Source organism: Streptococcus mitis (assembly GCF_002096815.1).
GTDB classification, from domain to species: domain Bacteria; phylum Bacillota; class Bacilli; order Lactobacillales; family Streptococcaceae; genus Streptococcus; species Streptococcus mitis_AD.
In genome coordinates, this window is sequence record NZ_NCVJ01000019.1 from 242,016 (window position 1) to 252,000 (window position 9,985).

The following is a 9,985-nucleotide window of genomic DNA, read 5'->3' on the forward strand; positions in this document are numbered from 1 at the left end:
TAAATATAAATCTCTTCGTTCATATAGAAAAAGAGGGGACAAAGCCCCTCTACTCTCCTTTCGTCCCAACACGAAAGTAAACGATTCCATTTTCACTAGTAAAGACGGAGAGGCCTAATTGGTCCTCTCCATCTATTCGACTCATTTATCGATTCATTTTTTATCTTCTACCAATCTATACAAATAGAATGGTATTAGGCGCATAGACTAGTCTTCTTTACGTTTTGCAGTTAATAAAGCTGCTGATAAGGCCAAGGTAACACCTGCCAAGAAAATAGCTGTTTCTGACTGTTTTTCACCAGTTTCTGGCAATCTCTTGTCTTCCTTGGCAACTTGAACTGGTGCTTCTGGAGTCTGAGCTTTTTCTAACGAACTTAGTTTAAACTCTGGTTTTTCTACTGTTGGAGCTGGTTGATTACCTACTGTAGCTAGAATACCACGGTACTCTGGAAGTTTATGTTCTAGAGCCATTACAGCATTAACGCCACCCTTAAATTCAGGCTTCTCAACACTTGGTACTGCTTGATCTCCTACTGTGGCTAGAATTCCTGTGTATTCTGGAACTTCATTTACTGCTGCTTCTACAAAGTTAGCACCACCTTTGAATTCTGGAACATCGTTCACTGCTGCTTCTACAAAGTTAGCACCACTTTTGAATTCTGGAACTTCATTGACTGGAGCTGGCTCCTCGCCTTTACTACTTGAAATAGATGCTTTCACTCCAACTTCAATAATACGATCTTGAGCCTTTCTTTCTTCAGAATGAACAAGAGTTCTATTAGTTCCTGACACTTGAATATAGTCAACTTTTTCTCCAGCTTGTCCTTCAGAAACTATACGACGTTGACCTTGAGCAAGTTCAGGGGTTTCACGAATAATTTCTTTAAACGGAAGTGAAGTCTTTTCAATTTCCAAACTTGGTACTTCTGCAACTAAGTTCTTAACGCCTTCTGTCGGTGTTGTTTGGAAGGTAGACTTAAAGTGTAAACGATATTCTTTCACCAGATTTCCATCTTTGGAAACAAGACGAACGAGTGTTGGAAGATTTGTATTTCCATGATCCACTACTGTGACTACTCCATGTCCACTAGTTGTCGCAGTGACTTTTGGTTTAGTTCCCATTGTTGTTAGGGTGTACTCTGTCACATTTGGATCAAAGTTTTCCAATGCTTTTCCATCGATTGAAATAGTCGCTGATGGTGTTTCGACTTCTGCTCCCTTGCCTGCTGAGTAGGCTGTAAATTCGACTACTGCTAGCCCGTTAGTAGTAGACTTACGAGTCATTCGAGCACGAATAGCTGTCGTTTGAATAGGATCAAAGTTAAACTCGATTGGTTTCCCAGCTACTAATTCTCCAGAAGCTTTGTAAGGAATTGGTGCCCAATTTTCTGCCTTGTTGAATGGATGGTCAGCATTTTCTTCGTAACGAGAAATCGTACTTGGTTCTGTAAAGGCTGGACCAATATATCTTTCTAGAACCATTTTCTCAGGAGCATCTGTGCCACTATCTTTAAAGAACTGAATGGCTACTTTTCCGATAGATTGAGAAGTAATTTTTCCATCCTTCTTAAAGAGTAATCCAACAGAAGTTTCTTGATTTTTCGGAGTACGAGACCAGTTTGTCCAACGTCCATCTTCATTGTATTTTCCATCATTGATATAGAAAATTCGATCATGTGAAGCTGCTTGTGTATCGTTCGTTGTCGAAGCAAAGGCTTTAGAATCCGTTTCATTGTTGCTTGGATTTTCTGAGATGACTTGATTTCCTTTAGCTACAACTGTTACTTGCATGGTAGTGGTTAGATTTGTACCAATGACATGACCAGTTACTTGGAATCTTCCCTCATGCTCTGTCGCATGTTCAGGAATAGCATCCCATTTCACTGCCAGTTTATCTGTAGTCCAAGTAGTTGAAGTTGGATAATAAACAGTGACTTCTGATGGAAGTTGAAGGGTATCTCCGAGCTTCAAAGTAGTTGCACCATTTTCAGCTGCTAAAGGTAGACTTGTATCTTTTTCATCATTACGGTAGATCCGATATTCTTTTAAAATAGTACCATCTTCAGCCTTCAAAATAAGACGTGTCGCACCTTTTGGACTTGTTGCCGGAACAAGAGTAACCAAACCATTGTTGCTAGCTGTTGCAGTGATTTCTTTGCTAGATTGAGGAATATAATAATCTGTTTTCGATGGATTAAAGTGTTCAAGATCCTTGCCATCTACTTTGATAGAAATATCTGAACTTGTTTCACTTAAGACCTTGTTTCCAAGGACAGTTAGCTCTGTCAGACCAACTCCTGCAGTACCTTCAGCCTTTTTCATTCGAAGACGAACAGCATAGGTTTCTACCTTGTCAAAGGTAAAGTGATTGGTTTGAGTTGCAGATAGCTGGCTTGGAGCATGTAAGTTTTCAACTGCCTTCCAGTTGGCTGGATTATTAAATGGATGATTAGTATCACGCTGAGCATTGCTGACATCACTTGGTAAATCTGGAATTTCTTTACCTACATAATATTCAACTACATATTCTTTTGGAAGACCAATTGCTCCATCAGTATAGAAATCAACTGATAAATTGTTAACAAAACGTTTCGTCAAGTCTCCTGAATTACCAAATAAGATAGAAGCCCAGTCATTATCAGTATTTGTTCTCCAAGTAGTCCATCTATTTTTAGCATCTGTTGGCGTTCTTGACACAGTTAGGTCGTTCAAGGTATTAGCTGAATCATCTCCTCCTGTATTGGATACAATGGCAGCTGGCAATTGTGACCCTGTCCATTGTTTAGAGATATTATTTCCAGCAACAACTTGACTAGACACTCGAACATGAGCTTTAGTGGTCAGATTGCTACCCACTAAACGACCATTGATTTCATAGACCCCTTCAGTTTGACTAAAGTTGGCTGGAACCTGTTCCCAAACCACATCTTTGTAGATAGTTGTTCCGTTAGAATGGTAAGTACGAACATTAGCTGGCAATTGAACTGTCTCACCCTTAGGTACTGTGAGGCTGACTTCCTCTGCAACTTGTAAGCCTTCAACTGTCACCGTTGCTTGAGCTTCAATGTCTGTGCCTTCTACATGTCCTTTAAGGGTAAAGCTATGATAGCGGTTTAGCTCTTTTTCATCTACCTTGTCCCAAGTTACAGCTACCTTACGAGGCAAGCCTTTATCAAATTCTGCTCCAACTTGTGTAGGTAGGTTAGGTTGCTGATGAATATCTGTAGATACAGATACTGGATGAAGTTTTACTATCTTCTTGCTAACTTTATTTTCTTTAATCACCACTTCAGTAGTTACAGATTCTGTTTTCTCTGTTTGATTATCGATTCGAGGTGTCAAAGTCACTCTTCCCTTAGTATAGAGCAATAGATTCTGACCATTCACCTCAAGATGCCCACCATCAGATGATTTAGCTTCTAGGTGAATATCTGAAGCTGAAAATTCTGTTTGAGAACCATCCTCATAACTACCAATGACACGATAAGTTAAAACCTGATCTTCAGTAGCAGTTTCTTTTCCTTCCACAACTACTTCCAAACGTTTCAAGGCAGGAGCTTCCTTCACAAACTGAATTAAGTAAGTTTGAACTAAGTCACCCTTTTGGTCACTCAAGAAGACAGAAGCCTGATAACCATTATCAGCAGAAGCTTGCTGAACAGTTACTTGATAACCAGTAGTCTGAGCTCCAACATTTGGAATTGTTCCAGTGTAAGGAAGAGATACACGATAATAAGTCTTGCCAGGATCAAAGTTGTCAAGAGTTTTATCCCCAACAGTAAGTCCTGTAATGCTACTTGTTGTTTCCTTATTGCTTGCGATAAAGGTTGCTGTTACTTCACGATCATCATCTACCAATTTACCAGTAGCCTCCGTACGTCCACCTTCCTTGTTCAAAGCAGCAGGATCTTTCAAGGTCCAAGAAACAACATCAGTATCAATCAAGCTACCATCTGTCAGAACAGCTGTGACTGTTTTATCCAAATCTGCTGCAGTTGTACCAACTGGTACTGTAGCAACTTTTGGTAACCATCTATCTAAGGCAATCACTTTTACAAGTGCCTCAGCTTTGGTTTCCAAACCTTCTACACGTCCAGATACTTTTTTCTCACCTGCACTTTTAAGCAAGTCAGCTGGCACGTCCCATGTTACAGTCTTTTCCTCAACACTACCGTCGCTATAAATAGCTGTTACTGTTTGAGGCAATTCAGGATTTGTGCTAACATCAGTTGTTGCTTTTACAGGAGCAAAGGCTACAAAGTGACGGTTTTCTTTCTTACCAGACACAGTTGCGACCGTTGCGCTATCAGATGTCAAACCAGCAGAATCTGCATAAAGAGTAAATTTACCTTCTTTTTCTGTTGATTTTACAATGACAACTCCTTTACCATTGAAAGCACGTCTTTGCCATGTTCCATCCGCTTGAGCTTTGTAGCGCTCACGGCTAGCTTGTTCTCCATTATCCACACCAACAATTTGTCCCTGACCATGAAGATTGAAATGAACAAGATTATTCGCTGTCGGAACCACATTCCCATCGCCATCAACAATTTCGTAATGGATGTAGGATAGGTCTTTCCCATCTGCAGTGATAACATGCTCTTCTTTAGTCAGACGAACTCTTGCTGGTTCCCCTGCAGTTGTCACACTATCACGCGCAATTTCGTTGCCATTTTCATCTCGAGCAATCGCAGTCAGTGTGCCGGGTTGGTATTTCACAAGCCACTCGAGATACAATTCACTTGGTTTAGCCCCTTCATGATAAGGACGTCCATCTTCTGTCCTTTTCTTCGTATATTCCTTTTTACCAAGCGACTGTCCATTTAAGAACAATTCGACACTTGCAGCATTTGAGAAGGTACGAACCGGAACTTTTCCATCGACTAGCATCTTACGTTCTTTAAGTGTCTCTTCAGTCCAGTTCCAATGTGGTAAAATACGTACAGTTGGCTTTTCTTTAGCACTATACCACTCACTGCGATAAAGGTAGAAATCATTTTTTGGTAAACCAGCCGTATCGATGATACCAAAGTAAGAGCTTTTTACAGGTGTATTATCTTGGTTATGCCATGGAGTTGGTTCACCAATATAATCAAACCCAGTCCAGATAAATTGTCCGGCATAGCCAGCGCGATCACGGTCAAAAGTCCATGACTCAGTAGCTGTTCTTCCCCACCCAACACGGTCGTTACCATAATCAGATTGTTCATAGTGACGATTTGGACGGTTATCGTGTCCAAGGATTTGAGCAGGATTGTAATAAGAATCACGCGTTCTAGTAGCTGAAGAGGTTTCAGAACCATAAATGAGCCAGTCTGGATGCGCTCTACGAACCGCATCATAAAAACGTTCACCATAGTTCATACCGACAGCATCCATGATTTCTGCGAGTTTCAAGAAATCACCTGTCGCTGCACGACTAAATTTATTTTCACCCATGGTGACATAACGCTCAGTATCAATCGCCTTGATAATAGCCTTCAGACGCTTAGCAGTTTCGATAGAGCGAGGACTACCATTTGCCTCTTCTACCTCATTTCCAAGAGACCACATGACGATAGACGGATTGTTCTTATCACGTTCTACCATTGTTCTAAGATCAAAATCAGACCACTTCTCACCCTTCTTAGCTTCAGGATGAGTTGCATCTTGATCAAAGAAACGTCCATAATCGTAAGTCTTCTTGCCACCATACCAAGTATCAAAAGCTTCCTCTTGAACCAAAAGACCTAAACTAGCTGCAGCATCAAGCAACTGAGGGCTAGCTGGATTGTGGGTTGTTCGAATAGAGTTAACCCCCATATCTTTCAGGAGTTTTAATTTACGATAGGTAGCCTTATAATTTTCTTCTGCCCCTAAGGCTCCATTGTCATGGTGAATACTTACTCCGTGGAATTTCATGCGTTCACCATTCAGAGAGAAACCATCCTTAGCAGTCCAATTGAAAAAACGGTAACCAAATGTATCTTCTGTTACATCAACTAGTTGACCTTCTTTATAAACCTTTGTTTTCAGCACATACAGTTGAGGATGATAACTTTTTGTCGTCCAAAGAGTTGGTTTATTAACTAGGATTGTTTGTCTGAAATCTGCAACTTCATTTTCTGCTAAATTCTTCGTTTCAGAGCGAACTAATTCTGAGACAACCTTGCCTTCCTTAGTGAAAATTTGTTGTTCCACAAAGACTTTAGCAGCCTTCTTATCCGTATTTTTAATCTTACTTTGAACCTGTGTTTCAACATTCCCTTCTTTTTGCTCAGCAAGTTTTGGAGTAGTGATATGATTACCATTTTCGGCAACATGGACTTTATCACGATAACTAAGAGTTACATCACGATAAATCCCACTTCCTGAATACCAACGACTACTTGGTTGCTTATTGGTCACTTGAACAGTAATTGAATTTTCACTACCATCCTTGTTTAAAAATTCTGTGATATCATATGAAAAATGATTATAGCCACTTGGATAATGTCCTACAAATTTACCATTTACATAGACCTTTGAATCCATGTAAACCCCATCAAAATTGATACGAACATCCTTATTCTTGTCTGCTTCATTTAATGTGAAAGTCTTACGATACCAAGCTGTTCCACCATTTAACTGGCCACCTTCATTACGCGCGGGAGACTTATGGTCGAAATCAAAATAAATGCTCCAATCATGTGGAAGATTCAATTTAGACCAATCATGAACATCCACATCTTTTTTTGAAAAATCTCCTTGGGCATTTAGTTTAAAATACCAATCTTTATTAAAATCTTGTTTTCGCTCCGATAATAGCTGTTTTTCCTTTTCAACTTCAGCTTTGTTTGACTCTCCAGATAGTGCTTGCGATTTTTCAGAAGAAGGTTTGATCTCTGTGTCTGCTTTCACTTGGTCCTTTTCAGAAGTTTTTTTAGAATCCTCTTTCAGTTCTGTTCCAGATGTTGATGCAGATTCAACAGGCTTTGGATTTGCCTCTTCAGATTTCTGTTTGTCCTCAGCCTTGGTTCCTTCTTCTACTTTATTTGGAGTTTCCACTTTAGGGCTAGCTAATTCATGACTACCCTCATTAGCAGGTTTAGTAGGTTCTGTATCCTTAGTAACTTTTCCTCCTTCCGATTCAGCTTTTGGTTTTACAAACTCACGCCCACCATTCTCATCAGCCTTTGCGATAGCAGCTGCCACATCATCGGGAAGCTTATCTAAAGGCTGAGCTTGATGAACAGTTGTTTCTCCTGTTTGAGTATTGGATGAAGCCACTTCCTCAGCTTGTACAGCTGAAATGCCAAATATACTAGCCCCAATCATTACAGATGCCGCACCTATTGCAAATTTACGAATGCTATAATGACAACGTTTATCAAAAAGTCTTTTGTTCATTAAAATCCTCATTTCTTTTTCTTGATACAAAGTAAGCGCTTACTTTATTTTAAAAAACGACCTCCTTCTGAATACACAAACACGTACCAAGTTCGATAATATATTTTATATATTAAATATATCAAAACACACCTAAAATTGCAATCATTTTCCATCAATTTAACCTAATAAAATGGTATGCAAGATAAGTTCATTCAAAAGAAATAGGTGCAATGAAAGTAGCTTTCTATTCTAGACTCTTTCCAATACAAATTTCATTCTATTAATAGCATTTTCATACTTCAAATTTATAGTTTATGGACTCATATCATTTTAGACTGCATTATATAAAAAGAAGGTAAGACATTATTCTACCTTCTTTTTTCCTATTTTCTATCCAATGTCCGAAGTGCTGCTTGATAAGTTTGCTCCATCAGCATGGTAATGGTCATAGGACCGACACCTCCAGGAACTGGTGTAATATGGCTAGCAAGTGGGGCAACTGCCTCATAATCAACATCACCACATAGCTTCCCATTTTCATCGCGATTCATCCCAACATCAATGACAACTGCTCCAGGTTTAACAAAGTCAGCAGTCACAAACTTGGCACGACCGATTGCAACCACCAGAATATCTGCTTTAGCAGCCACCTTGGCAAGATTATGAGTCCGTGAGTGAGTCAAAGTCACTGTAGCATTCTTTGCCAAAAGAAGCTGGGCCATGGGTTTTCCGACGATATTGGAACGACCGATGACGACCGCATTTTTACCTTCCAAGTCAATCCCATATTCATGGAACATTTCCATAATCCCTGCAGGTGTCGAAGGAATCATGACTGGATGACCTGACCAAAGACGCCCCATGTTTAGCGGATGAAAACCATCGACATCCTTTTCTGGGTCAATGGCTAATAAAACCGCCTCTTCATCAATATGTTTTGGCAATGGTAACTGGACTAATATCCCGTGCCATTCTGAATCTTGATTGTATTTGGCAATCAAGTCTAACAATTCCTCTTGGGTAATGGTTTCTGGAACTCGGACTACTTCACTACGAAAACCAGCTGCAAGGGCAGAACGTTCCTTATTTCGAACGTAGACTTGGCTGGCAGGGTTGTCCCCAACCAAAATCACCACCAAACCAGGTACTAAACCTGTTTCTTCCTTTAATCTTGCAGTCTTTTCAGCCAGCTGTCCTTGTAACTTAGCTGCTAGAGCCTTCCCATCAATAATCTGTGTCATATCACTTCTCTTTTCTTTCAAATATCTTCCATTATACCAAAAACTGTTAGTCCCCTCTAACACTTCTTTCCTAGGCAATCCTATAGTTTCAAACTATAAGAAAAAGGAGCGGATATTCCATCCAACTCCTTATTCTTATTAGAAAATCTAATTAGATTTAATCTTCTTTTTTCTTACGAGCAAGAAGTCCAAACCCTCCTAGTGCTCCAAGAAGTCCGAGCGATGCTAGACTAGCGTTAGCTTCTGTACCTGTGTTAGGCAACTCTTTTTGACCTTCAACATATTTAGGTGTTTCTTGTTTAGAAGGTTGAGCTGGTTTAGCAGGTTTTTCTACTTCCCTAGGATTTGGAACATAGTTAATTGGTGTATCCTCACCTGGGTTAGTTGGAACATTTGGTACTTCATATCCTTTAGTTGGATCGTTTGGATCTACTGGTTTCAACGGATTACCGTCTTTATCCTTAGGTGTGTATCCTGGCACGTACGGAAGAACTGGTTTATCCTTACCTGGTTTTGTTGGATCTGTTGGATCATTTGGATACTTGATTGGGTCTGTTGGTTGACCTGGGATGTTTGGTACCCATGATCCTAGTGGTTTGTAAACATAAGTTACTGTTGAACCATCTTTACCAATCTTACCTTTCGCTTCTCCATCTACACGAACAAGAACATAACCCTTGACAACTTTTCCACTTGTAGCGTACTCATCGCCTACTTTACCTTCTGTAGTCTCTGCAGGAAGAAGGTCTTTGCCTTTTTCATCTACATATTTAACTACTAGGTTAGCTTTGTTCGCTACGTAGTTGATTGGTGTATCTTGACCTGGATCTGTTGGAATACTTGGTACTTCATATCCTTTAGTTGGATCGTTTGGATCTACTGGTTTCAACGGATTACCGTCTTTATCCTTAGGTGTGTATCCTGGCACGTATGGAAGAACTGGTTTATCCTTGCCTGGTTTTGTTGGATCTGTTGGATCATTTGGATACTTGATTGGGTCTGTTGGTTGACCTGGGATGTTTGGTACCCATGATCCTAGTGGTTTGTAAACATAAGTTACTGTTGAACCATCTTTACCAATCTTACCTTTCGCTTCTCCATCTACACGAACAAGAACATAACCCTTGATAACTTTTCCACTTGTAGCGTACTCATCGCCTACTTTACCTTCTGTAGTCTCTGCAGGAAGAAGGTCTTTGCCTTTTTCATCTACATATTTAACTACTAGGTTAGCTTTGTTTGCTACGTAGTTGATTGGTGTATCTTGACCTGGATCTGTTGGAATACTTGGTACTTCATATCCTTTAGTTGGATCGTTTGGATCTACTGGTTTCAACGGATTACCGTCTTTATCCTTAGGTGTGTATCCTGGCACGTATGGAAGAACTGGTTTA

General features: G+C 40.0%; 3 protein-coding genes. All 3 read right to left on the minus strand.

Annotated elements, in window-relative coordinates:
• Positions 1 to 207: 207 nt before the first annotated feature.
• Entirely contained in the window at positions 208 to 7,368 is a 7,161-nt protein-coding gene (locus B7696_RS05255) for an SIALI-17 repeat-containing surface protein (protein ID WP_084862565.1), read from the minus strand.
• Between the two features lie 365 nt (positions 7,369 to 7,733).
• On the minus strand, positions 7,734 to 8,591 hold the full coding sequence (locus B7696_RS05260) for a bifunctional methylenetetrahydrofolate dehydrogenase/methenyltetrahydrofolate cyclohydrolase (RefSeq protein WP_049552281.1): 858 nt from the start codon (positions 8,589 to 8,591) through the stop codon (positions 7,734 to 7,736).
• 157 nt (positions 8,592 to 8,748) lie between these two features.
• On the minus strand, positions 8,749 to 9,985 hold a 1,237-nt coding region (locus B7696_RS05265), incomplete at its 5' end, for a MucBP domain-containing protein (RefSeq protein ID WP_142358828.1).